We start from the raw sequence: 26,303 nt of genomic DNA, 5'->3' as shown, positions 1-26,303 counted from the left end.
ATTTTCCTTATTTCAAAAATGCTTTCACAACTTTAGCTTCTTTTTTACTCTCGTTAATTAGTTTATAAGAATTTGCAGCTGCCGGAATTACAAAAGTTTCCGCATAATTAAATCTTGTTCTCAAACCGTTTTCTGTTTCTAAAATTATTGATTCACCTTCAACAAGCATACAAACATTGCAGTGATAATTTGTTTCAACATTTATAGTTGTTAAAAATTCCATTCTTTCAACATCGTAAATATGTTCTTTGTGAGTTTGAAGATGAACAATTTTCCAATCAATTCCTTCCGAAATTATTTTTGGTTTTGCAATTAATTCATCTCTTACAACTACACCTTTTCTTTCAAAATATAAATTGTTGAAGGCATGATCAATATTTATTGGTCGTGGCTTTCCGTTTAAATCCAAGCGAACCCAATCATACATTTTAAAAGTGAAAATATAAGGCGTGTTGGAAATCTCCAATACCAGATTGTCTTTTCCCGATCCATGAATTGTTCCGTTTGGAATTAAAAGCAAATCATGTTTTTTAACTTCATGAGTGTGAACATATTTTTCAATATTAATTGGAGAAGAATTTTTATAACTTTCCTCAAGCTCATTTCTAAATTCGGTTGAATTTATTTCCTCTTGAAAACCCAAATAAACTTTCGCATCATTTTTCATATCAAGAATATAATATGATTCGTCTTGCGTAATGTTTTCGCCAAAAATATTCTTCATATATTCTACCCGAGGATGACATTGAACCGATAAATTTCCTCCATCAAAAGTATCAAGGAAATCAAATCGAATTGGAAATTCATATTCATAAATTTCGGCATGTTTTCCTAAAATATTCTCACTTTCTTGAAACATGAGAAAATCAAAAGAAAATTCTAACAATTTTTTATTGCTTTCAATTATAATTCCATTTTCCGGAACAATTAACTCAAACGACCAAGCATAATTCGGAACATCTTTTGCAAGCCCATGAATATTGTCTTTTATCCAACTTCCGCCCCAAACTCCGGGTTCAAACCAAGGTCTAACTCTAAAATAATTTTTACTCATTTCCTTTAGTGCGTTTCTGAAATCATTTCCATTAATGCTTAAAAAATTATTTGGTCTTTGCGCATCAACAATAAAATCAATTTGGGGAAGAATATTTTTTTTATGTTCATTCAGAACTATCCAATCAACAAAATAAAATCTCTTATACATTTGCTGAGAATCGAAGGGAACATTTGCGCCCAAATTTGTAATGCTTTGAGCACGCATTCTAAATTGGAGTTCATTTTTAGGAAGATCGAGATATAATAAAATTCCTTCCCAATTTGCCAACTTTGATCCACAGCCAAAAATTATATTTACATCAAAATTATTTGATGGAACAATTTTGCTGATTTTTTCTTTGTCAAAAAAATCTATCAATTTTAAATTTGTTCGTTTTCCAAAAATTGAATCTGATTTTCCCAAATCATTTTTAATCATTACATCAATTTCATTTTCATCTTTCATAGTACTTTTTACATCAAAAAATCCAACAGAAATATTTCTTTTTGTAAATTCAGATAAAAGTTGTTCGGTTAATATTTCCCAGAAAACTCCAACATAGCCATCTATTGTAATTAATTTATGTTTAGAAATTTCATCAACCAATTCAGAAATTCCGTTTAATATTTTTCCATCATCGATTTTAAAAGAAGGATAAATATCATACTTTCCTTTTTGTGTTTCTATTTTTTCAACGGGAATTAAATACTGTTGAGTTTTTCTCCGGTTTGTATTTTGTAATTTTCCGTTAGAATGGTTTTCATTATCTGGAATTTCAATTTGTAATGTTTTATTGTTTTGCATAAAATTTAGGTTTGTAAAATGAGTTTGGGAAAGTTATGAAAATTATTCGGGTAAAATAAATTAAACAATTAAAAAACTATAATGCTTGAATTTTTCTTATTGTCTTTTCTTTCAACTGTTCTAAAGTTTCTTCACTTAACATTTTGTAAGCGTCATCTCTTATTTTCCCCCATTTATCATGCACGGGACATGGATGCTCGCTGCTGCAATTTGGAAATCCCAAAACGCAGCTTTTAAAAACCGAATCTCCGTCAATTGCGTTAACAATTTCTATAAGTTTTATTTGACTTGGTCTTCGGGCTAAATAAAATCCGCCGTTTTTTCCTTTTTTTGATCCGATAATTCCGCTTTCAGTTAATGTTTGCAGCATTTTAGAAACAAATTCCTTTGGCACTTTCAATTCATCAGAAATATCTTTTGCATTAAAAATTAATTGATCTTTTTTTATAGAGAGAAATAAAACTGCTTGAAGGGCAAGTTCACATTTTTTTGAGAAGATTACGGTCATAATATTTTTATAAAATTTATTTTATATAATTATGTTTATCAAAATTAAAAATAACATTTTATTTTTTTATTCAATGTTAAAACTTAAGATATAATTAAATAACTTTTACGTAACAAAATTTAAAAATTTGATTATGAATAAACCTAAGAAATTAACAAGAAAAATTGGACTTCCGCCCGGTGAAATAATTTACATCGGAAATGTTGATCCACAAAAGACAAAAATAAAATTATATAAATATGATAGAGAAAATTATTCTGAAAAAGATTTAACTAAACTTGAAAATATCGATTCAATAAAAGATCCAACAAAAATAAATTGGCTTGATATTATTGGATTTGAAAAAATTGAGCACATTAGAGATTTAAGTAAAATTATAAATGTAAATGAAATGCTTCTTGAAGACGCACTTCATACAGATCACATTCCAAAGTTTGAAGAAGGAAATGATTATTTGGCATTTATCATTAAAAGTTTTGATGAGAAAAATAACGATGCAAGTCATAATTGTATAATTCTAAAAGACGGTCTTTTAATTTCGTTGATGGAAAATTCGAATAATATTCTTCAAACAAAAATTGAAAGAATTAAAAATGGAACTGCTCGTGCACGAAACAAAAAAGCAGATTACCTTTTCTATACTTTACTTGATTCTTGCATAGATTCTTATTACAGATATTTTGAAAATATTAGAGAAGAACTTTTTGATTTGGAAAATTTGATTATTCACAAACGTTCTGAAAATCATATTGATAAAATTTATGAATTGAATTCAAAATTTAAAACTATACGAAGAAATCTTTTTCCATTAAAAACCGCAATTCTTGATTTAATTGAGAGTGAAAATATTTTACTGGAAAAAAATAATTATCATTTTTTTAATGATTGTAAAGATCATGTTAATGAACTTATTGAATACTACAATTCGTTTTCAGAAAATATTCAGAGTTTGATAAATCTTAATGAAAACAATATTGTAAACAGCACAAACAAAGTGATTAAAATTCTCACAATAATTGCAACAATATTTATTCCTCTTACATTTATTGCGGGAGTTTACGGAATGAATTTTAAGAATATGCCGGAACTTGAATGGAAGTATGGATATTATTATTCGTTGGCAATTATGTTTTTGGTTGGATTTGGAATTTATATTTTTATCAAAAAGAAAAATTGGCTGTAAAAAGTGTAAATAAATTTAAAATAAAAAAGGCATGTAAAAACATGCCTTTAATTTATTATCTAATTTGAATTTAGAAAACTTTATTTTCTTTTGCTTTGTTGTAAGTCCAAGTTAATTCAACCCATGCTGGATCACCAATAGAGCCACCGCCATAATCAGAAATATGCAATTTGGAATAATTTCCATCTGCATCATACAAGAAAACATAATTATCTTCTCGGTCACCCATACTGTTTGTCCAAGTAGCATCTTTAGAAGGTGAATCAACACCATCATTCAAATTTGTGCCAGATGTAACTTTAAAGTAAGTTGCTCTTTTTGCGCTATTATTTGCATTGGCACTTTGCACCAAGTATGTTGTGCCATCACTGCTTGAATAATAATAAATATCAATTGCTGCGTTACTAGAACTAATCGCTGTTCCTGTAGAAAGAATTAACCCGCTTGGTTGTTCTGCAGTTGTACCTGTGGTTTCCCAAATTTTTACAGATTCAAACTTTGAATAAGTTGGTTTTAACGTAAAATTTAAAGTTACGTTTTGGTTATTTACAACTTGTGCATTTATTGTTGAATCTGCATAAGTATCAAGCTTTAGTGTTACAGAATACGTTCCAACAGCTTTATCTGCAAAAGTATAAGGAGTTAAAAATCCGGAATCTGTTCCATCTAAAAATATTTTGGCTCCGGATGGTGTTGAATTTACAACTAAATTACCTTTTTCTTCTTCAATTGGATCTGTTGTGCTGTCATCGCATGAAATGAACGAAATTGTAAAAATTGAAATTAGTGCTAATAATAAAATCTTTTTCATTTATTCTCCTTCTGATTATTTTTTAACTAAATTAAAACTTGCTGAATTTTTATCAACTAAAGTTGTAAAAGTTCCCGAATATGTTTTTCCATCTGCTGAAAGTTTTCCAGAATATTTTCCTTTATACCTGCTGTGTAATTGATCTGACATTGACAAAGCTTTGGTTTCTGGATTATATGTTCCTTTTACTTCTTGGTTAATTGGATTTCTGTAGTTTATTGTGATCTCTCCGGAAAAATTATTTCCATCTTGAGATGTAATTGATAAAATAGTTAATCTGCTATCAAGTTTTCCTTGCCAAACTCCAATAAGTTGATTTTCCTCGACTACTTTTTCAACTTTTTCGGCAGCTTTTTCAACAGTAGTTTTTACAGTATCCACTATATTTTCAGTTGTTTCACCAACTTTTTCTGCTGCATCTTTTGTAGCTTCAACAGCTTTCTCCGTTGTTTCCTCAACAGTTTTTTTAGCATCTTCAACTGTATCTTTTGCTTTATCACAGCTAATTAAAAATAAAGCAGAGATAACAACTAAAGAAAAGATTAACAAAATCTTACCCTTATTTGTTAAACTTCCTTTTAACATTTGGTTTCCTCCTTTTGATTTATATAGTTATTTCCAACGCACAAAAATAGTTTATAAATTAGAGAAATCATAAATATTTTAAGTAAAACTTAATTTGATGCTGAAGTCTTTTAATATGAATTTTTTGAATAATTATTCAGTACTTTCTTTCAAATTTGGGGGATTCCATCCAACTATGGAACCTTCTTTAATTGTTGAAAAATATGGAGAAAGAGTTGTGCCTGGTAAAGTTCTAACATTGTCTTCAATTTTAATTGGTCCCATTCCGGTGCCGGCTCCAAGTTTACAATTATTTCCAATTTCGATAATTCCGTATCTGAATTTTCCGGAACCTTCATAAGCGTGAACGGTTAATCTTGTAAACGCTCCCATTAATGTATTTTCCCCAATAAAAATTAATTCCGGTCTAAAATGATCTAACCAAACCAATTGCATAATTTCTGAGCCTTTGCCTACGTGAATTCCCATCCATCTGTATAATTTATTTTTTAGTGAAGTACCTTTCATTAAAAAAGAAATTGCAACTTGAAAAACCAATAAAGTTCTTCTTACAAAAGGCAGATTTAAAACTCTCCAATTAATTGAATTTTTTTCTTCCAGTGATCCAAGTCCGGAAAAAGTATAATGTCTTCTTATTGGAGTTAAAAATTTTTCTAAGTTTACTTTTCCTTCTTCGGTTTGGGGATTTAACGAATTTACATTTACACCTTTTCCACTGGAAGTTTTAGAAATAAAAATTTCTCTTCCCTTTTTATTTCCCAATTTTATCGACCGTTCAATAATTTCAAGAGTAACTAATTTTATTACTTCTTCGGGAGTTTTATTTTTATACTTTTTCAATTTATACTCTATAAAAAAAATTTAATATCCGATTGCTAAACCACCTCGTCGAGGATCAGCGGCTCCGTAAATTTTTTCTCCATCTATTAAAATAGATTGAGCTGAACCAAGAACTCTAAAAGTATTATTTCTATCGCTAAATTTGTAACCCATATTTTCTAAATTCAATTTTACATCTTGGCTAATCGCAAATTCTTCTAGATAAATTATATCCGGCATCCATTGATGATGAATTCTTGGCGCATTTACCGCTTCTTGAATATTCATTCCAAAATCAATAACATTTAAAATTACTTGTAAAACTGTGGTAATTATTGTTGATCCACCAGGTGAACCGGTAATTAAAAAAGGTTTGTTATTTTTTAAAACAATTGTAGGACTCATCGCACTCAGCATTCTTTTTTCCGGCTCAATAGAATTTGCCTTTCCGCCTAAAAGTCCGAACTGATTTGGTTCTCCGGGTTTAGAACTAAAATCATCCATTTCATTATTTAGTAAAAATCCCGCACCATCAACAATAATTTTTGAGCCAAATCCGGAATTGATTGTTGTAGTTACACTCACCGCATTTCCATCTTTATCATAAACAGAATAATGTGTTGTTTCTGTACTTTCATTAATTTCAGTAGGAATTTGCGTAGTAATATTTTCCGATGGAACTGCAAAAGTTTTTAATTTTTCAAAAATACTTTTTGCATATTCTTTGGAAGTTAATTTCTCTTTCGGCACCGGATAAAAATCTTCATCGCCAAGTTGGTAAGTTCTATCTGCATAAACATACTTCATAGTTTCAACAAGTTTATTTATGTAAGAACTGCTGTTCCATTCATCTTTTTGAAACGAAAAATTTTCCAAAATATTTAGAAGTTCAACAATTGCAATTCCGCCTGAACTTGGCGGTCCCATTGAAATTATTTTATGATCTCTGTAACTTCCTTCAATTGGAATTCTTTCAATCGGTTTATAATTTTTAAGATCTTCATAAGTAATATATCCATTCATTTTTCTAACTTGATCAATAAATAAATCCGCAACTTCTCCGGAATAAAATCCATCCACACCATTTTGCTTAATTTTTTCTAAAGTATTTGCTAAATCTATTTGGGTAAAAAGTTCACCTTCCAAATATGGTTCACCGTTTTTAGAAAATATTTTATACGATGATGGATATTTTTTAAATTCATCCAAATGATATTTAAAGGAATTTGCATCGGATTCATCTAAAGTAAATCCGTTTTTTGCTAAATCAATTGCGGGTTGAATTACTTCTTCCAAACTTAAAGTTCCATAATTTTCTAAAGCATAAATTAACCCGGCAACACTTCCGGGAACGCCGACGGAAGTTATTCCTTCTTGACTTAATTCCGGCTTGAAATTTCCTGCTACATCCAAATACATATTTTTATGTGCGGATTTTGGAGCTTTTTCTCTAAAATCTATCGAGGTGTTTTTTCCATCTTTTAGATGTAAAACCATAAAACCGCCGCCGCCAATATTTCCGGCATAGGGATAAGTTACTGCAAGCGCAAATCCAACAGCTACAGAAGCATCAATTGCGTTTCCGCCTTTTTTCAAAATTTTTAAGCCAACTTCGGAAGCATAAGAACTTGCAGAAACAACCATTCCGTTTTTAGCTTTTACCGGACGGGCAATTTGGGAATGTAATTCAATTTGAAAAAATGTAATTATTATTACAATATAACTTATCGATTTGGTAATCAATTTATTTTTCACTGTTTTTTATTTAATGTTTTTGAATATGTTAGATATATTAACATAAGAAAATAATTTTTATTTTGCAGAATTGTTAAAGGAGAAAACATGGCATTTAATTTAAGAAACAGAAACTTTTTAAAACTTTTGGATTTTACAAAGGAAGAGTTAAACTTTTTATTAGAACTTTCAAAAAATTTAAAAGCCGCAAAGTATGGCGGATATGAAGAACAAAAATTAAAAGGAAAAAATATAGCTTTAATTTTTGAGAAATCATCCACAAGAACTAGATGCGCATTTGAAGTTGCCGCATTTGATCAAGGTGCAAATGTAACTTATTTGGGTCCAAGCGGCTCGCAGATTGGTCACAAAGAATCTATGAAAGATACCGCAAGAGTTTTGGGAAGAATGTATGATGGAATTGAATATCGCGGATTTGGACAAAGCATTGTTGAAGAATTGGGAAAATATGCTGGTGTTCCAGTTTGGAATGGATTAACTGATGAATTTCACCCGACTCAAGTTCTTGCGGATTTCTTGACAATGTTGGAACATTCCAATAAACCGCTTTCAGAAATTTCTTATTGTTATTTGGGCGATGCAAGAAATAATATGGGAAATTCACTTTTAGTTGGCGGAGCAATTATGGGAATGGATGTTAGACTTTGTGCGCCAAAAGAAAATTTACCCGATAAAAAACTTGTCGATCAATGTAAAGAAATTGCAAAAAAATCAGGATCAAAAATTACTTTAACCAGTGATGTTAAAGTTGGAGTTAAGGGAGTTGATTTTCTTTATACGGACGTTTGGGTTTCAATGGGTGAACCGAAAGAAGTTTGGGAAGAAAGAATTAAACTGCTCAAACCATATCAAATAAATATGAAAACAATAAAAGCAACCGGAAATCCAAATGTAAAATTTATGCATTGTCTTCCGGCATTTCATAATAGAGAAACAAAAATGGGCGAAGAAATTTTTCAAAAATTCGCATTAGACGGAATGGAAGTAACGGAAGATGTTTTTGAATCGGAACACTCAATTGTTTTTGATGAGGCAGAAAACAGACTTCACACAATTAAAGCAATTATGGTAGCAACCTTAGGTTCATAAATACATACAATCATCTAATTTGAATTACCCTTACAAATAAAAATATTCGTAAGGGTTTTTTTTGTATAAATATTCCAAGAAAATATTTTACACGATAAAATTTTTATTGCACTAAAAAAATAATTTTGTATTTTATAATTTATTCTTCTTCTCTAGTAAAACACCTTTCCTCCAATTTATAATTAATGAATTTAAAACCATTTTAGGAGAACTGCATGTCTCAAAAAAACTTAAAAGAGTATTGGCAGAAAAATATTAGAATTGTATTGATTCTATTAAGTGTGTGGTTTTTAGTTTCTTATGTATTCAGCATTTTCATTGTTGATGTCTTAAACAATTTCATTATTGGCGGAGCTAAACTTGGCTTCTGGTTTGCACAACAAGGATCTATTTATGTATTTATTATTCTAATTTTTTATTACGTGCAGTATATGAATAAGCTTGATAAAAAATATGATGTGCATGAATAATTAACAATTTTTACTTATCAAAATTTTCAACTGGAGAAAATTTATGAGTGTTCAAATATGGACTTTTATTATTGTTGGATTGTCATTTGCAATTTATATTGGAATTGCATTTTGGTCAAGAGCTGGCTCTACTAAAGATTTTTACGTTGCCGGAAGAGGTGTTCATCCAATTGTAAACGGAATGGCAACGGCAGCGGATTGGATGTCAGCTGCTTCATTTATTTCAATGGCTGGTTTAATTTCCTTTATGGGTTATGATGGTTCGGTTTATCTTATGGGCTGGACTGGTGGATATGTTCTTCTCGCATTATTGCTTGCACCATATTTAAGAAAATTTGGAAAGTTTACTGTTCCGGATTTTATTGGCGATAGATATTATTCGAATATTGCAAGAACTGTCGCAATTATTGCTGCGATAGTTGTTTCATTCACTTACGTAGCCGGACAAATGCGAGGTGTTGGTGTTGTGTTTGCAAGGTTTTTGGAAGTTCCAATAAATACTGGTGTTTACATTGGAATGGCAATAGTTTTTATTTATGCTGTAATTGGAGGAATGAAGGGAATTACATATACGCAAGTTGCTCAATATTGTGTTTTGATTTTTGCTTATATGGTTCCAGCAATTTTTATTTCTTTAACCTTAACTGGAAATGTAATTCCACAATTTGGTTTATTGGGAACTGAAAGTGCATCCGGAACTTATCTATTACAAAAATTAGATATGCTTCAACGGGATTTGGGTTTTCATGAGTATACAACCGGAACAAAACCAATGATAGATGTTTTTGCAATAACATTTGCACTTATGGTTGGTACTGCCGGATTACCGCATGTAATTGTTAGATTTTTTACAGTTCCAAAAGTTTCAGATGCAAGAAAATCCGCCGGCTGGGCGCTTTTATTTATTGCAATTTTATATACAACTGCTCCGGCAATTGCTGCATTTGCCAGAACAAATTTAATAAATACGGTAAGTGAAAAAAATTATACCGAAATGCCGCAATGGTTTAAAAGCTGGGAAGGAACCGGATTAATAAAATTTGAAGATAAAAACAGTGACGGTAAAATTCAATACGTTGCAAATAAAGATGCAAATGAATTAAATATCGATGCGGATATTATGGTACTTGCAAATCCCGAAATTGCAAATCTTCCGCCATGGGTAATTGCACTTGTTGCAGCCGGAGGTTTGGCCGCAGCTTTATCCACAGCCGCTGGATTGCTATTGGTAATTTCAACATCAATTTCACATGATCTAATTAAAAAACAATTAAAACCAAACATAACAGAAAAACAAGAATTGATGTGGGCAAGAATTGGAGCAATTTTTGCAGTTGTTGTTGCCGGATATTTTGGCATTAATCCTCCTGGATTTGTTGCTGCAACAGTTGCATTGGCATTTGGTTTTGCTGCCGCATCGTTTTTTCCAGCAATAATTTTGGGAATATTTGATAAAAGAATGAATAAAGAAGGTGCCATATCGGGAATGGTTGTCGGATTAATTTTAATGTTCTTTTACATGTCGGTTTACAAATTAGGATGGTTTGTTGATGCAATTCCTCCGGCAGGCGAATGGTGGTTTGATATTTCTCCCGAAGGTTTTGGAACCGTTGCAATGTTTGTAAATTTAATTATTTCCCTTGTGGTTTCCAGATTAACATCTCCTCCGCCAATTGAAGTTCAGCAAATTGTTGAAGATATTAGAATTCCGCGCGGTGCTGGTTCTGCACAGAGTCATTAATTTTTGTATAAAGAGATGTATTCGTTTCTAGCGGATACGTCTCTATAATTATATCAAAATAAAGTTCTCTTATTTTTTAATAAACTTTCTAACTCAGTAACACCTCTTTTCTTCAATTTAGAAATTAATTTCATAAATAAAATTGCGGTTATTAGTGCGTCACCGGCGGCATTGTGTCTATCACTTTTTGTAATTTTAAATTCTTCAGAAATTGTATCTAAAGAAACCGAGCTATCAATTTTGTAATCTTCACCTTTTATTCTTTTATAAAGATTAATTGTGTCAATTGATTTATTCAATAGTTTACTTCCACCGTTGCGATTTATTGTTTCGTTAATAATTGAAATATCAAAAGAAATGCTGTGTCCAACAATTATATCGTTTTTAATAAATTTTAAAAATTTTATAATTCCATCTTGCTCAGATATTTTTTCTGAATTACTTTTCTTTAATATTCCGTGAACCAAAGCTGCATGGGGATTAAACTCATCTTGCTCTAAATAAATTTCAAAAGTGTTTGAAACATCAATTTGATTATTTTTTATTCTTAATCCGCCGACTGACAAAATTTTATCTTTCTTAAAAGCCAATCCGGTTGATTCAACATCAATAATTACAAAGTCAGTTTGGGAAATTGGAATTTTATAATTTTGCTTTTCTTCAAAAAGAGAAATATAATTTTTCCAGAATTCCGGATATTTTTTTGAAGTTTTATTTTTTAAGAAATTAAAAATCATCTAAACATTTTTAAATTAAATCTAACAGTTAAAATTTGCTGAAGTTCTTTAATTGGTCTAAAACAATTGCGAAGTATTAATCGCTGCATTTTGTTTAATTCATCCGGCTTAAAATATCTACCAGAATTATTGTGTTTCAATCCTTGCATTGTTCTGAAACGGATAATTATTTCATAAGCATCAGCAAGCTGTTCAAATAATTCTTTATTCTCAGGTTCAATTTCTGCTAATTTATTAAATCTTTTTATTGTGCTGTTAATTCCTTTTAATCGTGCAGATAAAGTTAAAACTCTTGCACCGTCAACCAGCGGCATCATTGCACGGGCTTTTATATCAAACTCATTCTTATGTTCTCCGTTATTTTCTACCATAAAATCTCTAAAGAAACTTAATGGAGGAGGGTTTTCCAGAGCATTTTTTGCTAAGAATGATAAAAAACTTTCTTGGTTATTTAATGTTTGATAAATATTATCTGCCATTATTTCGGCAAGTTCAAAGTTTCCGTAAATCGGTTGAAAATCAAAAAAAATTGTGGAGTACATTACTTCCTTATTTCCGGGAATGTAGATCCAATTTTCAAATTGTTTGTTCCACTCATTTAGTGATAAACACCATTTGGGATTGCTTGCCATTACATTTGCGGGACAATAATCAAATCCGCAATCTTTTAAAATATCATTTACATCTTTTGCCAATTGAAGAAAATAATTTTTTGATTTTTCATACTCACTTTTTTCAACATCTTCAAACACCAAAGCATTATCTTGATCGGAACGCAAAAGCTGTTCTTCTCTTCCTTGACTTCCCAATGCGAGCCAACACCATTTTACGTTTGGTAAATCATTTCCAGTTTTTGATAATTCAGAAATTATCAATTCAATAGCTTTAATATTTATTGCGTTATTAATTTCGGTAATAATTCTTGTTATATATGTTATGGATATTTCTTGCTGAAGATATTTTTTTAACAACTGTTCCGTTTTAATTCTAATTTGATTTAATTGATTAGAATTTTGCGCTCGCTTAATTTCTCTAATAAATACCGATGGATTATTTCCATGTAAAACCAAAATATCGTGTTCGGAAATCATTCCAATCATTCTTGAATTTATTGTTCCATCTTCTGTAATACATATGTGATGAATATTATTTTTGATCATCAAAATTTGTAAATCAGCAACTGTTGCATTTGAATCAGAACTTATAACGGGACTGCTCATTATATTTTCAATTTTACAATCTGAACAAAAATCTCCGGCAACAACTTTATTTCTTAAATCACGATCTGTTATAATTCCAATTGGCTTTTGGTTTTCATCAACAATTACAATTGAGCCGACTTTATTTTCCTTCATTATTAATGCGGCATTTTTAATTGAAGTTTCAATTCCGCAAGTAATTGGTTTACTGCTAATTGGAATTGTTTGAATTTCAGAAAAATTGAAATTATCATTTATCGAAATTTGTGAATCCAAAAATACTTTTTGTTTGCTGTATTTTGAATATGGATTTCTAATTCCACCCATAAATGATGAAGTGAAATAATTTTCAACATTCTTATTCACTTTCATAATTTCTAAAAATAATTCGGCGGGAATTTTATAAATTAAGGCTTCTTCGGAAACTATTGCGGTTAAAGTATAAGGCTGATCGGCGGAAATTAACGGTCTGATTCCAAAAATATCTCCTTCATCGCAAACATCAATTAAAATTTTTTCATCTTTAAATTCATTAAAGAGTTTTACCGCTCCTTCGCGAACAACATAAAAAAAACTTGGAGGTTTTTCGCCTTGATGAAAAATTACATCATTGTTTTCGGAATATATGATAATTATTTGCTTAGAAATTCTTAATAATTCTTCTTTAGAAATAAAACTAAATGGCGGATGTTCTTTGAGAAAATCATAAATTCTATGAGGAATTGTATTGCTCATTTTTCATTTAATTATAGTTTGAACAAGTGAAATTAATTTGATCGAAAACAATATATAATTTTTACAAGAAATTAATAATCTAAATTGCAAAATTAAATTTTATAGAGTAAATTAAATTTTCATATCTATCACTTTCTGTTTAATTAAACCATCAATTCATTTTGAAAAAATAGGAGATTACTTATGGGGAAAAAGACTAAAAAAACCATTAAAGATCCTAATGTGTTTTACCCAAGTGATTCAATAGTTTCAAACGCAAACGTAAAAGAATATGATAAACTTTATAAGAGATCTATAAAAGACAGAGAAGGATTTTGGGCTGAACAAGCCGAGAATTTAGAATGGTACAAAAAATGGGATAAAGTTCTTGATGAAAGTGAAAAACCGTTTTACAAATGGTTTGTCGGCGGCAAAACCAATATTGTTCAAAATGCAATTGATAGACATTTAAAAACTTGGCGTAAAAATAAAATTGCAATTGTTTGGGAAGGCGAACCTGGCGATTTAAGAGTTTTTTCATATCATGCATTAAATAGAGAAGTTACAAAATTTGCTAACATCTTAAAAAGTATGGGTGCAAAAAAAGGTGATATTATAACTATTTATATGCCACAAATTCCCGAGCTAGTTTTTGCAATGCTAGCTTGTGCAAAAATTGGAGCAGCTCACAGTGTTGTATATGGCGGATTTAGCGTTGAAGCTTTGGCGGAGAGAATTGCCGATGCACAAAGCAGAATTTTAGTTACTGCAGATGGCGGCTGGAGAAGAGGAAAAGTTAATGATTTAAAGGGAATTGTAAATGAAGCAATCGGCAGATCTCCAACCATTGAAGCATGTATAACAGTTAAACGAACGGGACACGAAGTTTATATGGAAAGTGATCGTGATTTTTGGTTTCACGATTTAGCATCTCTGCCAATCTCAAATAATAAATGTGAAACAGAAGTTATGGATGCGGAAGATATGTTGTTTATTCTTTATACATCCGGAACAACCGGCAAACCAAAAGGATTGGTTCACACACACGGTGGTTATTCTGTTTATACGGCAACAACTCATAAAATGGTTTTTGATATTAAAGATGAAGACAGATGGTGGTGTGCTGCTGATCCGGGATGGATTACTGGTCATAGTTATATTGTTTACGGTCCGTTAATTAACGGAACAACAATTATGATGTATGAGGGTGCGCCAAATCATCCGTATCCAAATAGATGGTGGCAGATGATTGAAAAATATGGAATTACAATTCTCTATACTTCACCAACAGCAATTAGAGGTTTAATGAGATTCGGAAATCAATGGTCAAAACGTCACGATCTTAGTTCGTTAAGATTACTAGGTTCCGTTGGTGAGCCAATAAATCCTGAAGCTTGGAAATGGTATCACAACAATATTGGAAATGATAAATGCCCCATTATGGATACTTGGTGGCAAACGGAAACAGGCGGATTTATGATAACTCCACTTCCGATTACACCTTTAAAACCCGGTTCTGCAACAAAACCATTTTTCGGAAATGAAATTGCAGTTGTTGATGAAAATGGAAAGACTGTTAAAAACGGTGAAGAAGGAAAACTTGTAATTAAAAATCCTTGGCCCGGAATGGCAAGAACCGTTATGGGTGATCCTGAAAGATTTATAAATACTTATTGGAAAGATTACGAAAAACAAGGCTGGTATAAAGCCGGAGATTCCGCAAGAATTGATGAAGACGGATATGTTTGGATAATCGGAAGAATTGACGATGTAATAAAAGTAAGCGGGTATCGTTTGGGAACTGCAGAAATCGAAAGTGCTCTTGTAAGTCATCCCAAAGTTGCTGAAGCTGCTGCTATTGCTTTACCTCATGAGCTAAAAGGAAATGCTATCCATGCTTATGTAATTTTGAAAGCAAATCTAAAAGGTGATGCTGAACTTGAAAAAAGTTTGAAGGATCACGTTGGGCATGAGATGGGTCCAATTGCAAAACCGGATTCGGTTACGTTTGTTGATTCGCTTCCTAAAACACGAAGTGGAAAAATAATGCGGAGAGTTTTAAAAGCACGTGCTCAAGGCTTACCGGAAGGTGATTTAACAACAATTGAAGAGTAAATAGCTTCCTAATATTATAATTCTCCCGATTAAATTTTCGGGAGAAGATTTAATTTTCATATCACAAAATATTTATAAGGATTTTAAAAATTATTTTACTCATTCGGGTCTTCTGGAAGCTCTTCATAAACTAAAAAAAATAGTTTAATTGACAAAGGGACATATTTATATGGAACTCTGTATAAAAGTTTTACAATTTCTAATATTATTACTAATATAAATTAATTTCTTTTCAACAATCTAACTTTATTACTTCTGATTTTATGACAGTGGAATCAGAAGAACTTCCTCCTTATGTTCCCTTCCTATTTTTTAATGTTTAGTTTATATTTCTTTTTTAATTAACAATTGGTTTATGGTTATGAATTTTGAAGATAAAATTTTTGATAAAAAAGATTATACTAAAAAGCCACCCATCAAAGGTGAGTATGAAAATTGTTCGTTTATAAATTGCAAGTTTTCAAATTCCGATATTTCAGAAATAACATTTATTAATTGCGAATTTAAAAATTGTGATTTAAGCGGCGTTAAAATCGGTAATACTGCTTTTAGAGAAGTAACTTTTTACGAATGCAAAATGTTGGGAATAAATTTTGAAAACACTAATCAACTTTTACTTTCTGTGAATTTCAAAAATTGTCAATTAAATTTATCATCCTTTTTCAAATTAAAAATGAAATCAACAAATTTTACAAATTGTAATTTACAAGAAGTGGATTTTACAGAAGCAGATTTTACAAATTCTAAATTTTGTAATTGTGATTTTAACAATGCTGTATTTAGTCGCACCACTTTAGATAAATGCGATTTTTCGACTTCATTTAATTTTATCATTGATGCAGAAAACAATAGAATTAAAAAAGCGAAATTTTCTATGAATAATATATTAGGTTTACTAAAAAAGTATGAAATTATAATTGATTAAAATTTTTAATAAATAAAATGAAAAATCCTTATAAGCCAAAACCTTATGTTGAATTAAAACATCCGGAATGGAGCAAAAATTCAACAATTTATGAAGTAAATATTCGGCAATATACAAAAGAAGGAACTTTTGCCGCTTTCGAAAAACACTTGCCCAGGTTAAAAAAACTCGGTGTTGATATTCTTTGGTTAATGCCAATTCATCCAATTGGTGAAGTAAATCGAAAAGGAACTTTGGGAAGTTATTATTCCGTTAAAGATTATTTTGCAGTTAATCCGGAATTTGGAAGATTAAAAGATTTTAAAAAACTTGTAAATAAAATTCACAAAATGGGAATGTATGTTATAATTGATTGGGTCGCGAATCATTCAGCATGGGATAATAAATTAGCAGTTGAACATCCCGATTGGTACACAAAAAATAAATCGGGAAATTTCCAGCCAACTCCTTGGTATGATTGGGATGATATTATTGATTTCAATTATGATAAACCCGAGTTAAGAAAATACATGACAGAAGCTCTAATTTATTGGGTGAAAGAGACAAATATTGACGGTTACAGATGCGATGTTGCCGGATTTCTTCCAAATGAATTTTGGGAAAATGTGAGATTTGAACTTGAAAAAATAAAACCGGTTTTTATGCTTGCGGAATGGGAATCTCGCGATTTGCACAAAAATACTTTTGATATGACTTACGCTTGGAGTTTGTATGATAAAATGAAAGATGCCTACAAAAGTAAATCTGGTTCAGAAGGTATTATAGAATATTTAGCTCATGATGTAAACACATTTCCAAAAGATGGTTATAGAATGACGTTTGTTGAAAATCATGATAAAAATTCTTGGTTCGGAAATCAGTTTACAAATTTTGGAAAAAGTCTTAATGCTGCAATTGTGCTTACGTGTATTGTTAATGGAATGCCTTTAATTTACAGCGGACAAGAAGCCGGTCTTAAAAAATCTCTTAAATTTTTTGATAAAGATTTTATCGAATGGAAAGAGCATGAAATTGGAAAATTGTATAAAAAATTATTCGATTTGAAACACAAAAATCAAGCGTTGTGGAATGGAAATTCCGGTGGTGAAATGATCAGAATTATAAATGATCAACCGGAAAAAGTAATTTCATTTTACAGAGAAAAAAACGGTGATAAAGTTTTGCTCATAATAAATTTTAGTGCTGTGAAAATTGAAGTCAATATAAATTTAGAAAATGAAGAAGGAAGTTTAAAAGAAATATTTTTAGATAAAACATATAAATTTGAAAAAATAAATTCACTCAAATTAAAACCTTGGGGTTATTTGGTTTTTACTAACAACAAAAAAAATTTTTATGAATAATAGTTATAAAATTCCTCCTCAAACCAGAATTGGTCATGTTCATCTAAAAGTTTCTAATATTGATAAATCGTTGAAATTTTATAAAGAACTTTTAGGTTTTGATTTAGTAACAATGTACGGAACCGACGCCGCTTTTATTTCAGCCGGAGGTTATCATCATCATATTGGATTAAATACTTGGGAAAGTAAAAATTCACCTCCGGCGCAAAAATCTGGAGTTGGACTTTATCATGTTGCAATTCTTTATCCAACCAGAAAAGATTTGGCAGAAATATTTAAAAGATTAATTGAAGCAAAATATCCAATTTCCGGAGCCGCAGATCATGGAGTTTCAGAAGCAATTTATTTAGATGATCCTGATGGAAATGGAATTGAATTGTATTGGGATAAACCAAAAGAAATTTGGCAGCACAAATCTGATGGATCAATAGAAATGCACACAAATCAATTGGATTTGGATAAACTGCTTGCAGAATTGGAACAATAGTTTATGCATAAAATTTTTTCCAGAAAAAATCTGCTTAGTAAAATCGCAAAAATCATAAATGAAATTAAGCTATATCATCCAACACGTGTTGCAATTGATGGTCCGGGAAATGCCGGAAAAACAACTTTCGCAAATGAATTGGAAATCGAATTAAATAAATTAGAAAGAAATGTAATTCGTTCTTCAATCGATGGATTTCATCATCCACCAGAATTTCGAAGAAAACAAGGACAATTTTCTCCCAAAGGATATTTAGAAGATTCTCACAATTATGAATCAATTAAAAAATATTTGCTTACTCCGCTTGGTCCAAACGGTAATTTAGAATTTAAAGAATCCATTTATAACTTTAAAATCAATCAGCCAACAAATGCTGAATTTAAAAAAGCTCAACAAAATTCAATTTTATTATTTGATGGGATTTTTCTCTTTAAAAATGAATTACTTTCTTACTGGGATTACAAAATTTACATTGATGCTTCTTTTGAGAAAACACATCAGAGAGCAATTGAAAGAGATCAAGAATTATTTGGTGGAATTGAAAATGTTAACAAGTTATATAAATTGAGGTACATTCCGGGGCATGAAATGTACCTCTCTATGTATAATCCAATTGGAGTTTCAGACATTGCGTTTAACAATGATGATTTTCAAACGCCAATTGTTATAAAGATTTCAAATAACAGTATTAATTAAAATTTACTTAATTACTTTCCGCAATTAAAAATCTGAAGCAAGAACAACACTATTTAATTTGTCTGAAATTTGCTCATACACTTTTTGATCATCGTAAATTGATTTAATCTGAATGTCTTTGAACAATTCTGTATTTTCAAAATAAATTTTTGCTAACTGAGCTTTATAGCTAATAATTGCATTGTTTGAATTTGTTGCTAAATCATTTAATGCATTAACTATTATTCTATTTTTAATATTTGGATATTTGCTTTTGAATTGCATGCTTACAAATATTGAAGATTCAACAATTCCTTCACTTTTACTTTTTAGATTAGTGTAAACAATTTCTGTTAAATCATCAATTGATTTTTCTTTAGTTTGAGCATTCAGATTTAATGTAAAAAGCACAACCAAACTGAATATTACTACATTTTTTATTGTTTTCATTTTGTATCTCCTTTCGATTTTTAGCATAAGTAGTTCAAACGGTATACCAAAAATTGTAAGATACTTTAAATCCCCAAATTAAAACGAGTTATGGAATATTTATTGAAAATACATTTTTTAAATGGATGCCACAATTATGTATTCAATCCGCATTATTTACCGTAACTTATTTTGTTTATTGAAATTAAACTATGTGCAGATTTGTTGCTTTTGCAGATTTGTGGCACTGAGTTTTAATCAAAAATATCTTCATCTTTTCCTTTTAATCTTTGAATTCTATTATTCAATGCGCGTCTTGTAATTCCCAAAAGTTGTGCTGCTATTGTTTGATTATTATCTGATCTTTTAAGAGCTTCTTTTATCATTAATAATTCAGCAGATTTAAAAGTTGGAAATTGCGATGTGAAAATTATTGAATTGGAAAAATTTTCATTCTTATCATAAACATTTTTATCGGCAATATTTTCTTCGGTCCCGATTGTTTTTTTTCTAATACTTTCTAAAGATAAAATTCCGGAAGTGTGTCTGCTTACAGCATCAAAAATAATTCCTTCCAATTCTCTTACGTTTCCCGGAAAAGCATAATTTGTTAAACTTGTGTAAAGTTCCTTCGGCGAAGCTGGTCTTTTTTTATTTAATGTTTCTGAAGCAATTGTTAAAAAGTGACTAATTAAAATTGCAATATCTTCTTTTCTATCTCTTAAAGGCGGAATATGAACATGATGTGCTTTTAATCTGTAGTACAAATCCTTTCTAAACGAATCTTCATCTTTCATTTTATCCAAATCTTTATGAGTTGCTACAATTATTCGTGCATCGGAAAGTTTAGCAACATCAGAACCAAGCGGATAATATTTGCCGTCTTGAAGCAAGCGTAAAAGTTTTACTTGCGATTCAATACTTAAATCACCGATTTCATCTAAAAATAAACTTCCGCTTTCTGCTTGTTCAATCAATCCGCGTCTATCTTTTTCTGCGCCGGTGAAAGCACCTTTTCTGTGTCCGAATAAAGTATCGGAAAATAAATTATCATCAACTCCGGCAACGTTTAATGAAACTAATTCTCCTTCTCTTCCGCTTATTTGGTGAATTGCTTTTGCAATTAATTCTTTCCCAACTCCGGTTTCACCGGTAACCAGAACTGGTAAATTCGTTTTAGAAATTGCTTCAATATATTTAAATATTGAAATCATTTTTGAGCTGTTTGTAATTATATGAGAAAATGCTTCGGGAAATTCCAATTTATCTTTGAATAGAGATTCTTTTAACCGCAAGTTTTCATTTCTAACGTTTGAAAAATATAAACCTCTTTTTATTGAAGTAATTAATCTTTCGTCATCAATCGGTTTTACTAAATAATCAAATGCGCCTAATTTCATGCACTCAACTGCGTTTTCAACATCATTAATTGCAGTAATAATAATTACAGGCATTTCGGGAAAATTTTCCAAAATTTTTGGAAGCAATTCTTTGCCTGAAATATTCGGCATATTTATATCAAGTGCAATTAAAGAATATTCCCTTGATTTTAACAATTCCAAAACTTTTGTGCTGTCGCTGCAAGTTTCAACATTGTTAAATCTATTTGAATTTAAAACTAATTCCGCAGATGAAAGAAAATGAATTTCGTCATCGACAAGTAAAATTGGCTTAAACGGATTTAATTGAATTGTCATAAATTTTCTCCTTCAGAACTTATATAAATCGGAAGATAAATTTTTGCTTTTGTTCCCTTTCCTTTTGCACTTTCTATTTTGAAATCACCATTATGATTTTTTACAATATTATACGATATCGATAAACCCAAGCCAGTTCCGCCTTTTTCGCGTTTTGTAGTATAAAAAGGATCAAAAATGTGTTTCAAATCTTTTTCATCTATTCCTTCGCCTTCATCTTCAACTTCAATAATTACTTTGTTTGATTCTTCATAAACTTTTATTGATATTTTTTGATTAACATTGGTTAAAGATTGACACGCATTATTTATTAAATTTATTACAACTTGCTCCAATCTGTTTGCACTTCCCCAAACTAAAGGAAATCCTTTTGAATAATTTACGTTAAATCTATTTGTTGATTTGGTTATAAAATTATTTGTGATGGAAATTGCAACTTCAACAACTTCATTTATACTAATTTTTTTATATTCTTTTGAAGGATATTTAGAATAATTTGTAAGGTTATCAATAATTTTTTTTATTCTATCCGAGCCGCTTAAGATTGATTCATAAGATTTATCAATTTTTTCAACAAAATTTTTATATGACATTCCGCCTAAAGCGAAATCGCCATTTTCAATGTAGTATTGATTAAGAATGGGTTTTACATCTTCCCAAATCTTTTTTAACAAATTGATATTCAGCATAATAAAATTATTCGGATTATTAATTTCGTGAGCAATTCCGGAAACTAAAATTCCCAAAGAAGCCATTTTATCCGCATGAATTAATTGCTCGCTTTTAATTTTATTTTGTTCTTCGGCTTCCTTTAATTTTGTTATATCATTTACAATTCCATCGTAAGAAATAACATTATCGTTTTCATCTTTTTGTAAAACTATACTATTTTTTACCCAACGGATTGTTCCATCGCGGTGAATAATTCTATGTTCAAGGGGCAAAACATTTTCACCTTTTAATGCATTTTGCGATTGTTTAAGAACATTTTCTTTATCATCATCGTGAACCATGTTGTACCAAAGTTCCGGCTCCTTTAAATAATCTGATGATTTATAACCCGTTACAGCATAACAACCCGGGCCATGAAATGTTTCAACAGCTTCACCATTTTCAATTCTCACATTGTAGATGTAGTCTGTTAAAAACTTTATAAGTCTTTTGTTTCTTTCTTCTTTAAAATCTTGCTTAATATTGCTCATAAATTCTTTCAAATTATTTTTGCAAATTTAAAGAAAGTTAAATCCTAAATGAAATTGACTCAAAAATGAAAATTTAATTTTTCAGATTTGAAATAATAATATTAATTTTAATCAACGAAAATTTTAAAAGGAAATATCATGCACGAAAAAAGTATCGAATTATTAAACAAAGCCGTTGCCGATGAATTGTATGCAGTTCATCAATATATGTATTTTCATTTTCATTGCGATGATCAAGGATACGATCTTTTAGCTGGATTATTTATTAAAACTGCAATTGAAGAAATGGGACATGTTGAAAAATGTGCTGAAAGAATTTTATTCCTAAAAGGTGATGTGGAAATGAAAGCAGCGAGCGAAGTTAAAAAAATTCATGATGTAAAAGAAATGTTAAAACTTGCAGCGAAAATGGAATTTGAAAGCGCAAGAGATTATAATATTTGGGCAAATGAATGTTCACAAAATGCTGATTCAGCAACAAAACAAGTTTTTGAAAGTTTGGTTCTCGATGAAGAAAGACATTATGATCAATATGATACTGAAACAGAAAATTTAGAAAAATTTGGTCAAAATTATTTAGCGTTGCAGTCAATTGAACGAAGCAAGGGAAGACAAACCAGACCTCAAGCAGAATAAAATTTATTAAATATTCATAGCTGTTTTAATTTTAAAGTTAAAACAGCTTTTATAAAATCCTATCAAAAAATTATCTTTTCTTACTACTTTATTTTTCCAATTTTATTTAAATAAAATATAGAATGATGACGATAATAAATCACATCATTTAAATTTTATTAGAAATGAAAAAGGTCGCAACAGAAATTACAAAGGATTTTGCTGTACTAACTGAAAAATATTATACTCTTGAAAAGCAAAATAAAAAAATAAGAAAATCATTAAAAGAGTTTGCAGACCTTTTTCATAATTATAATGGTTCAATTCTTATAATTAACGAATTTGGAAAAATTCTAAAAACAAATCAAACCGCCCAAAATCTTTATAATTATACTTCTAAAGAAATTTTAAGTAAATCCATTTTTGAAATTTGTTCTGAAGTAGAAAGTAATAAAATAACAGAAATATCAAATCAACCACTAAGTGAAACACTTAATTCATGGGAATCTGAACACAAAACAAACAATAAAAATGTTTTGAAAGTTAAAGTATATGCAAAGAAAATAAAATTTAAAGACCAAAATTGTGTTATGATTATTGTGCATGATGTTTCTGAAAATGATAATTATAATAATGTATTGGAAAATCAAAAAGACTTATTTATGGCTTTAATGAATAACATTACTGATAGAATATATTTCAAAGATGTTAATTCAAAATTTATTTTAATTAATAAAGAAATGATTTCTAATCTTCAGTTAAAAAACGCTGATGACGCAATTGGTAAATGTGATCATGATTTTTTTGATAAAAAACATGCTGATCAAGCTCTATCAGACGAAAAAAAAGTAATTAGAACAAAACGCGCAATAATTTCAAAGTTTGAAAAAGAAAAGGTACAGAACTCAAATAAAGATTATCAATGGGTGAACACTACAAAAGTTCCAATTATAAATAAAAATGGTAAAGTTACCGGAATAGTTGGAATTTCAAGAAATGTTACTGCAATTAAAAATGCAGAAAATAAGGTTTTAAAATATGCAAAAGAATTACAGTACATTAACGCTGCAAAAGATAAATTCTTTTCTATACTTGCTCACGATCTTAAAAATCCATTTTTCTCATTATTAGGTTATGTTGAATTAATTCAAAAAAATTACAATGAACTTTCTGATACAGAAAAAGTTGAACTTCTAAATAATATTTCTAGTATTTCTAAAAATTCATATCAGCTTTTAGAAAATCTATTACAATGGGCAAGTACGCAAAGTGGAAGAATTGAATACAGACCAAAGGAAATTGATTTGAAAAACTATGTAGAATATATTGTTGAGTTTTTTACACCAATTGCTCAAAAGAAAAATATAGTGATATTGAATAATATTACCGATTCTATTAAAGCATATGTTGATTCTGATATGATTAGAACTGTTTTGAGAAATTTAATAACTAACGCAATTAAATTTACTCCACAAGACGGAAAAGTTTCTATTGATTCACTTGATACAAATAATTTTTTCAAAATAACTGTTTCTGATTCTGGATGTGGTTTAGATAAAGAACACCTAAATAATCTATTTCGTATTGACATGAACCACAAATCAATTGGAACATGTAATGAAGAAGGAACCGGACTTGGTTTAATTATCTGTAAGGAATTTATTGAAAGAAATGGCGGTCGTATAAGTGTTAAAAGCAAATTGGGTAAAGGCAGTAAATTTTCATTTACAGTACCAAAACAAATTTAAATTACCTTTCTTAAATTTTTGTATTATCTTTTCATCACATAATCACAATATATTTTTTCAGAATTAAGTAATTTTAATGAGCTCATTTTCATGTCCACATTTAAATACCGAAGCTTCCTTTTGCATATTGTTAAAAGTTGATTGCGTACCTGGAAGAAAAGGTTGTGTGTTAACACGTAAATTTCAATTTGCGGTTCCAGCAGAAGAAAGAATTAAACAAAAGAAATTAGAAAGTAATTTTAAACCACGTAGTTCTCAAAATAAATATTCAAAATAAAAATGATGAGAAACATTTTCATTCAAGCATTTTTAATTTGGTTAATATTTGCAATCATTACTATTTTTTTCGGTGCCTTCAGAGAACTTTTCTTTATTCCTTTTACCGGACTAAACGGAAATTTAGCAAGAGCTTTACTTTTACCGCTTGCGTTTTTTTATCTAATAGGAATAACATACTTATTTCTAAAGAAAACAAAAGCTCCGTATAAAAAATCAGATGTGATTAAAATCGGAATATTTTGGTTTACTGCAACAATTTTATTTGAGTTTAGTTTTGGTCATTTTGTAATGGGACATTCAATTTCAAAACTTCTTGCAGACTATAATTTATTTGAAGGTAAAACTTGGGCTTTCTTCTTGATATGTATTTTATTGGCTCCAACCATTGTGTATAAATATTTTCTCAAAAAATAATTTCACCCAATTTTATTTTCCGCAAAAGTTCTTCTATAGTTTTTAGGAGTAAGATTTGTAATTTCTTTAAACTTTCTGTTAAAGTTGGAAATGTTATTAAATCCAACCTCATAACAAATTTGTGAAATAGAAAAATCTTGATTATTTAAAAGTTTGCACGCTTCGCCAATTCTAACTTCATTAACAAATTCAATAAATGATTTTCGTGTTCGCTCTTTAAAAAATCTGCAAAATGCTGTAACAGAAAGATTTGCAATTTTTGAAGTTTCTTCTAAAGTTAAATTTCTATTATAATTGTTAATTACAAAATCATAAACATCATTAATTCTTTTTCCATTTTTTTCCGTATTTCGCAATTCATAAGTTGTTTTACTTAGCAATTTAGAATTTTTAGTTTTTGCTAATTGATCTAATATTTTTAGAAATAACAGAAATTTTTCAAATCCTTCTACATCTGAAATATTTAAAAATTTTTCTTTAATTTGATCAATTATTTTTGGTTTGATAAAAATAATTTTTCTTGAATTGATCAATAACTCATATACAGCTTGGGTTTCCGGCAAATTGAAAAACTTTTCACCAAAAGAAATTTCGGAAAAGTAAATTGAAATGGAATGAGAAATCAGAGAACTTTTTTTCTCATAATAAATTTTATCCGATTTGAAAATATGCGGAATGTTTGATCCAATAATATATATTTCATCTTTATTAAATTTCCCAATACTGTTTCCAATAATTCTTGTTCCGCTTCCTTCAAGAATATATGATATTTGAATTTCCGGATGATAGTGAAAATTGTCGTAATAATATTTCTGTTTATCAACTTGTACGCGAATTGACTGATCGTTTGTTTTAGGAATTTTAAAAGATAAAGCTTTCAATATTTATATTATTCTATCATCATTTACACAAATATATTTATA

The 26,303-nt window shown here is 29.6% G+C and carries 24 protein-coding genes; 12 read left to right on the top strand and 12 right to left on the bottom strand.

The features are described from left to right. Nucleotides 1–7 precede the first annotated feature (7 nt). Together IPM32_05355 and IPM32_05350 are read right to left on the bottom strand one after the other, a co-directional pair. On the bottom strand, nt 8–1,810 hold the full coding sequence (locus IPM32_05355; GenBank protein MBK8944685.1) for a class I mannose-6-phosphate isomerase: 1,803 nt from the start codon (nt 1,808–1,810) through the stop codon (nt 8–10). 106 nt (nt 1,811–1,916) lie between these two features. Then, on the bottom strand, nt 1,917–2,348 hold the full coding sequence (locus IPM32_05350) for an Rrf2 family transcriptional regulator (GenBank protein MBK8944684.1): 432 nt from the start codon (nt 2,346–2,348) through the stop codon (nt 1,917–1,919). A 133-nt stretch (nt 2,349–2,481) separates the two neighbouring features. On the opposite strand from IPM32_05350, the gene corA reads away from it, so the two are divergent. Continuing rightward, entirely contained in the window at nt 2,482–3,531 is a 1,050-nt protein-coding gene (corA, locus tag IPM32_05345) for a magnesium/cobalt transporter CorA (protein ID MBK8944683.1), read from the top strand. 70 nt (nt 3,532–3,601) lie between these two features. Here corA and IPM32_05340 read toward each other — a convergent pair whose 3' ends face one another. The 4 genes from IPM32_05340 to ggt all read right to left on the bottom strand — a co-directional run bounded on the left by IPM32_05340 (nt 3,602) and on the right by ggt (nt 7,501). Beyond that, the gene (locus IPM32_05340) at nt 3,602–4,342 is read right to left on the bottom strand and encodes a PEGA domain-containing protein (GenBank protein MBK8944682.1); all 741 of its coding nucleotides are present in this window, start codon (nt 4,340–4,342) and stop codon (nt 3,602–3,604) included. A gap of 15 nt (nt 4,343–4,357) precedes the next feature. Next, the gene (locus IPM32_05335; protein MBK8944681.1) at nt 4,358–4,927 is read right to left on the bottom strand and encodes a YtxH domain-containing protein; all 570 of its coding nucleotides are present in this window, start codon (nt 4,925–4,927) and stop codon (nt 4,358–4,360) included. Nucleotides 4,928–5,059: 132 nt separating this feature from the next. Further along, nucleotides 5,060–5,767, bottom strand: a complete 708-nt coding sequence (locus tag IPM32_05330; protein ID MBK8944680.1) for a hypothetical protein — start codon at nt 5,765–5,767, stop codon at nt 5,060–5,062. A 21-nt stretch (nt 5,768–5,788) separates the two neighbouring features. After that, nucleotides 5,789–7,501, bottom strand: a complete 1,713-nt coding sequence (ggt, locus tag IPM32_05325; GenBank protein ID MBK8944679.1) for a gamma-glutamyltransferase — start codon at nt 7,499–7,501, stop codon at nt 5,789–5,791. An 87-nt stretch (nt 7,502–7,588) separates the two neighbouring features. On the opposite strand from ggt, the gene IPM32_05320 reads away from it, so the two are divergent. From IPM32_05320 to IPM32_05310, 3 genes are all read left to right on the top strand, one after another. After that, nucleotides 7,589–8,590 (top strand): ornithine carbamoyltransferase, encoded by a 1,002-nt coding sequence (locus IPM32_05320; protein MBK8944678.1) that lies wholly within the window; start codon nt 7,589–7,591, stop codon nt 8,588–8,590. A 215-nt stretch (nt 8,591–8,805) separates the two neighbouring features. Continuing rightward, the gene (locus tag IPM32_05315) at nt 8,806–9,060 is read left to right on the top strand and encodes a DUF4212 domain-containing protein (GenBank protein ID MBK8944677.1); all 255 of its coding nucleotides are present in this window, start codon (nt 8,806–8,808) and stop codon (nt 9,058–9,060) included. A 43-nt stretch (nt 9,061–9,103) separates the two neighbouring features. After that, on the top strand, nt 9,104–10,801 hold the full coding sequence (locus IPM32_05310; GenBank protein ID MBK8944676.1) for a cation acetate symporter: 1,698 nt from the start codon (nt 9,104–9,106) through the stop codon (nt 10,799–10,801). A gap of 53 nt (nt 10,802–10,854) precedes the next feature. Here IPM32_05310 and IPM32_05305 read toward each other — a convergent pair whose 3' ends face one another. Both IPM32_05305 and IPM32_05300 read right to left on the bottom strand, forming a co-directional pair. After that, nucleotides 10,855–11,538, bottom strand: coding sequence for a 3'-5' exonuclease (locus IPM32_05305; GenBank protein MBK8944675.1), 684 nt, complete (start codon nt 11,536–11,538; stop codon nt 10,855–10,857). Further along, nucleotides 11,535–13,472 (bottom strand): CBS domain-containing protein, encoded by a 1,938-nt coding sequence (locus tag IPM32_05300; GenBank protein ID MBK8944674.1) that lies wholly within the window; start codon nt 13,470–13,472, stop codon nt 11,535–11,537. Before IPM32_05300 ends, IPM32_05305 begins: the two co-directional genes overlap by 4 nt. A gap of 183 nt (nt 13,473–13,655) precedes the next feature. On the opposite strand from IPM32_05300, the gene acs reads away from it, so the two are divergent. From acs to IPM32_05275, 5 genes are all read left to right on the top strand, one after another. Next, nucleotides 13,656–15,566 carry an acetate--CoA ligase gene (gene acs, locus IPM32_05295; GenBank protein ID MBK8944673.1) on the top strand — a complete coding sequence of 637 codons (1,911 nt, stop codon included), beginning with the start codon at nt 13,656–13,658 and terminating at the stop codon, nt 15,564–15,566. A gap of 355 nt (nt 15,567–15,921) precedes the next feature. Beyond that, a complete protein-coding gene (locus IPM32_05290; protein ID MBK8944672.1) occupies nt 15,922–16,491 on the top strand; it encodes a pentapeptide repeat-containing protein in 570 nt (189 codons plus the stop codon). 17 nt (nt 16,492–16,508) lie between these two features. After that, a complete protein-coding gene (locus IPM32_05285) occupies nt 16,509–17,834 on the top strand; it encodes an alpha-glucosidase C-terminal domain-containing protein (GenBank protein MBK8944671.1) in 1,326 nt (441 codons plus the stop codon). Further along, nucleotides 17,827–18,321 (top strand): VOC family protein, encoded by a 495-nt coding sequence (locus tag IPM32_05280; GenBank protein MBK8944670.1) that lies wholly within the window; start codon nt 17,827–17,829, stop codon nt 18,319–18,321. The genes IPM32_05285 and IPM32_05280 overlap by 8 nt, the downstream gene beginning before the upstream one ends. A 3-nt stretch (nt 18,322–18,324) precedes the next feature. After that, nucleotides 18,325–19,017: a hypothetical protein gene (locus tag IPM32_05275; GenBank protein ID MBK8944669.1), complete on the top strand. Its 693-nt coding sequence runs from the start codon at nt 18,325–18,327 to the stop codon at nt 19,015–19,017. A 24-nt stretch (nt 19,018–19,041) separates the two neighbouring features. On the opposite strand, the gene IPM32_05270 is transcribed toward IPM32_05275, so the two are convergent. From IPM32_05270 to IPM32_05260, 3 genes are all read right to left on the bottom strand, one after another. Continuing rightward, nucleotides 19,042–19,446 carry a hypothetical protein gene (locus tag IPM32_05270; protein ID MBK8944668.1) on the bottom strand — a complete coding sequence of 135 codons (405 nt, stop codon included), beginning with the start codon at nt 19,444–19,446 and terminating at the stop codon, nt 19,042–19,044. 233 nt (nt 19,447–19,679) lie between these two features. After that, nucleotides 19,680–21,122, bottom strand: a complete 1,443-nt coding sequence (locus IPM32_05265) for a sigma-54-dependent Fis family transcriptional regulator (protein ID MBK8944667.1) — start codon at nt 21,120–21,122, stop codon at nt 19,680–19,682. Next, nucleotides 21,119–22,324 carry a PAS domain-containing protein gene (locus IPM32_05260; GenBank protein MBK8944666.1) on the bottom strand — a complete coding sequence of 402 codons (1,206 nt, stop codon included), beginning with the start codon at nt 22,322–22,324 and terminating at the stop codon, nt 21,119–21,121. The genes IPM32_05265 and IPM32_05260 overlap by 4 nt, the downstream gene beginning before the upstream one ends. 138 nt (nt 22,325–22,462) lie before the next feature. On the opposite strand from IPM32_05260, the gene IPM32_05255 reads away from it, so the two are divergent. From IPM32_05255 to IPM32_05245, 3 genes are all read left to right on the top strand, one after another. After that, complete coding sequence (locus IPM32_05255) at nt 22,463–22,960, top strand: bacterioferritin (GenBank protein ID MBK8944665.1); 498 nt, start codon at nt 22,463–22,465, stop codon at nt 22,958–22,960. 164 nt (nt 22,961–23,124) lie between these two features. Continuing rightward, nucleotides 23,125–24,687 (top strand): PAS domain-containing sensor histidine kinase, encoded by a 1,563-nt coding sequence (locus IPM32_05250; protein MBK8944664.1) that lies wholly within the window; start codon nt 23,125–23,127, stop codon nt 24,685–24,687. A 279-nt stretch (nt 24,688–24,966) separates the two neighbouring features. Then, complete coding sequence (locus IPM32_05245) at nt 24,967–25,380, top strand: hypothetical protein (GenBank protein MBK8944663.1); 414 nt, start codon at nt 24,967–24,969, stop codon at nt 25,378–25,380. Between the two features lie 2 nt (nt 25,381–25,382). On the opposite strand, the gene IPM32_05240 is transcribed toward IPM32_05245, so the two are convergent. Then, nucleotides 25,383–26,261: a helix-turn-helix domain-containing protein gene (locus IPM32_05240; protein MBK8944662.1), complete on the bottom strand. Its 879-nt coding sequence runs from the start codon at nt 26,259–26,261 to the stop codon at nt 25,383–25,385. Between the last annotated feature and the right edge of the window lie 42 nt (nt 26,262–26,303).

It is taken from the genome of Ignavibacteriota bacterium (assembly GCA_016716225.1).
Classification (GTDB): Bacteria; Bacteroidota; Ignavibacteria; order Ignavibacteriales; family Melioribacteraceae.
The sequence above is the reverse complement of the archived record's forward strand: the minus strand, read 5'-3'. Positions and strand labels throughout refer to the sequence as shown.

Coding starts and splice junctions, on each gene's coding strand:
- IPM32_05265 (MBK8944667.1), bottom strand. CDS start 21,122: ATGACAATTCAATTAAATCCGTTTAAGCCAATTTTACTTGTCGATGAC.
- acs (MBK8944673.1), top strand. CDS start 13,656: ATGGGGAAAAAGACTAAAAAAACCATTAAAGATCCTAATGTGTTTTAC.
- IPM32_05285 (MBK8944671.1), top strand. CDS start 16,509: ATGAAAAATCCTTATAAGCCAAAACCTTATGTTGAATTAAAACATCCG.
- IPM32_05310 (MBK8944676.1), top strand. CDS start 9,104: ATGAGTGTTCAAATATGGACTTTTATTATTGTTGGATTGTCATTTGCA.
- IPM32_05255 (MBK8944665.1), top strand. CDS start 22,463: ATGCACGAAAAAAGTATCGAATTATTAAACAAAGCCGTTGCCGATGAA.
- IPM32_05300 (MBK8944674.1), bottom strand. CDS start 13,472: ATGAGCAATACAATTCCTCATAGAATTTATGATTTTCTCAAAGAACAT.
- IPM32_05270 (MBK8944668.1), bottom strand. CDS start 19,446: ATGAAAACAATAAAAAATGTAGTAATATTCAGTTTGGTTGTGCTTTTT.
- IPM32_05350 (MBK8944684.1), bottom strand. CDS start 2,348: ATGACCGTAATCTTCTCAAAAAAATGTGAACTTGCCCTTCAAGCAGTT.
- IPM32_05340 (MBK8944682.1), bottom strand. CDS start 4,342: ATGAAAAAGATTTTATTATTAGCACTAATTTCAATTTTTACAATTTCG.
- IPM32_05280 (MBK8944670.1), top strand. CDS start 17,827: ATGAATAATAGTTATAAAATTCCTCCTCAAACCAGAATTGGTCATGTT.
- IPM32_05275 (MBK8944669.1), top strand. CDS start 18,325: ATGCATAAAATTTTTTCCAGAAAAAATCTGCTTAGTAAAATCGCAAAA.
- IPM32_05250 (MBK8944664.1), top strand. CDS start 23,125: ATGAAAAAGGTCGCAACAGAAATTACAAAGGATTTTGCTGTACTAACT.
- IPM32_05315 (MBK8944677.1), top strand. CDS start 8,806: ATGTCTCAAAAAAACTTAAAAGAGTATTGGCAGAAAAATATTAGAATT.
- IPM32_05305 (MBK8944675.1), bottom strand. CDS start 11,538: ATGATTTTTAATTTCTTAAAAAATAAAACTTCAAAAAAATATCCGGAA.
- IPM32_05335 (MBK8944681.1), bottom strand. CDS start 4,927: ATGTTAAAAGGAAGTTTAACAAATAAGGGTAAGATTTTGTTAATCTTT.
- IPM32_05260 (MBK8944666.1), bottom strand. CDS start 22,324: ATGAGCAATATTAAGCAAGATTTTAAAGAAGAAAGAAACAAAAGACTT.
- IPM32_05245 (MBK8944663.1), top strand. CDS start 24,967: ATGATGAGAAACATTTTCATTCAAGCATTTTTAATTTGGTTAATATTT.
- IPM32_05290 (MBK8944672.1), top strand. CDS start 15,922: ATGGTTATGAATTTTGAAGATAAAATTTTTGATAAAAAAGATTATACT.
- IPM32_05320 (MBK8944678.1), top strand. CDS start 7,589: ATGGCATTTAATTTAAGAAACAGAAACTTTTTAAAACTTTTGGATTTT.
- corA (MBK8944683.1), top strand. CDS start 2,482: ATGAATAAACCTAAGAAATTAACAAGAAAAATTGGACTTCCGCCCGGT.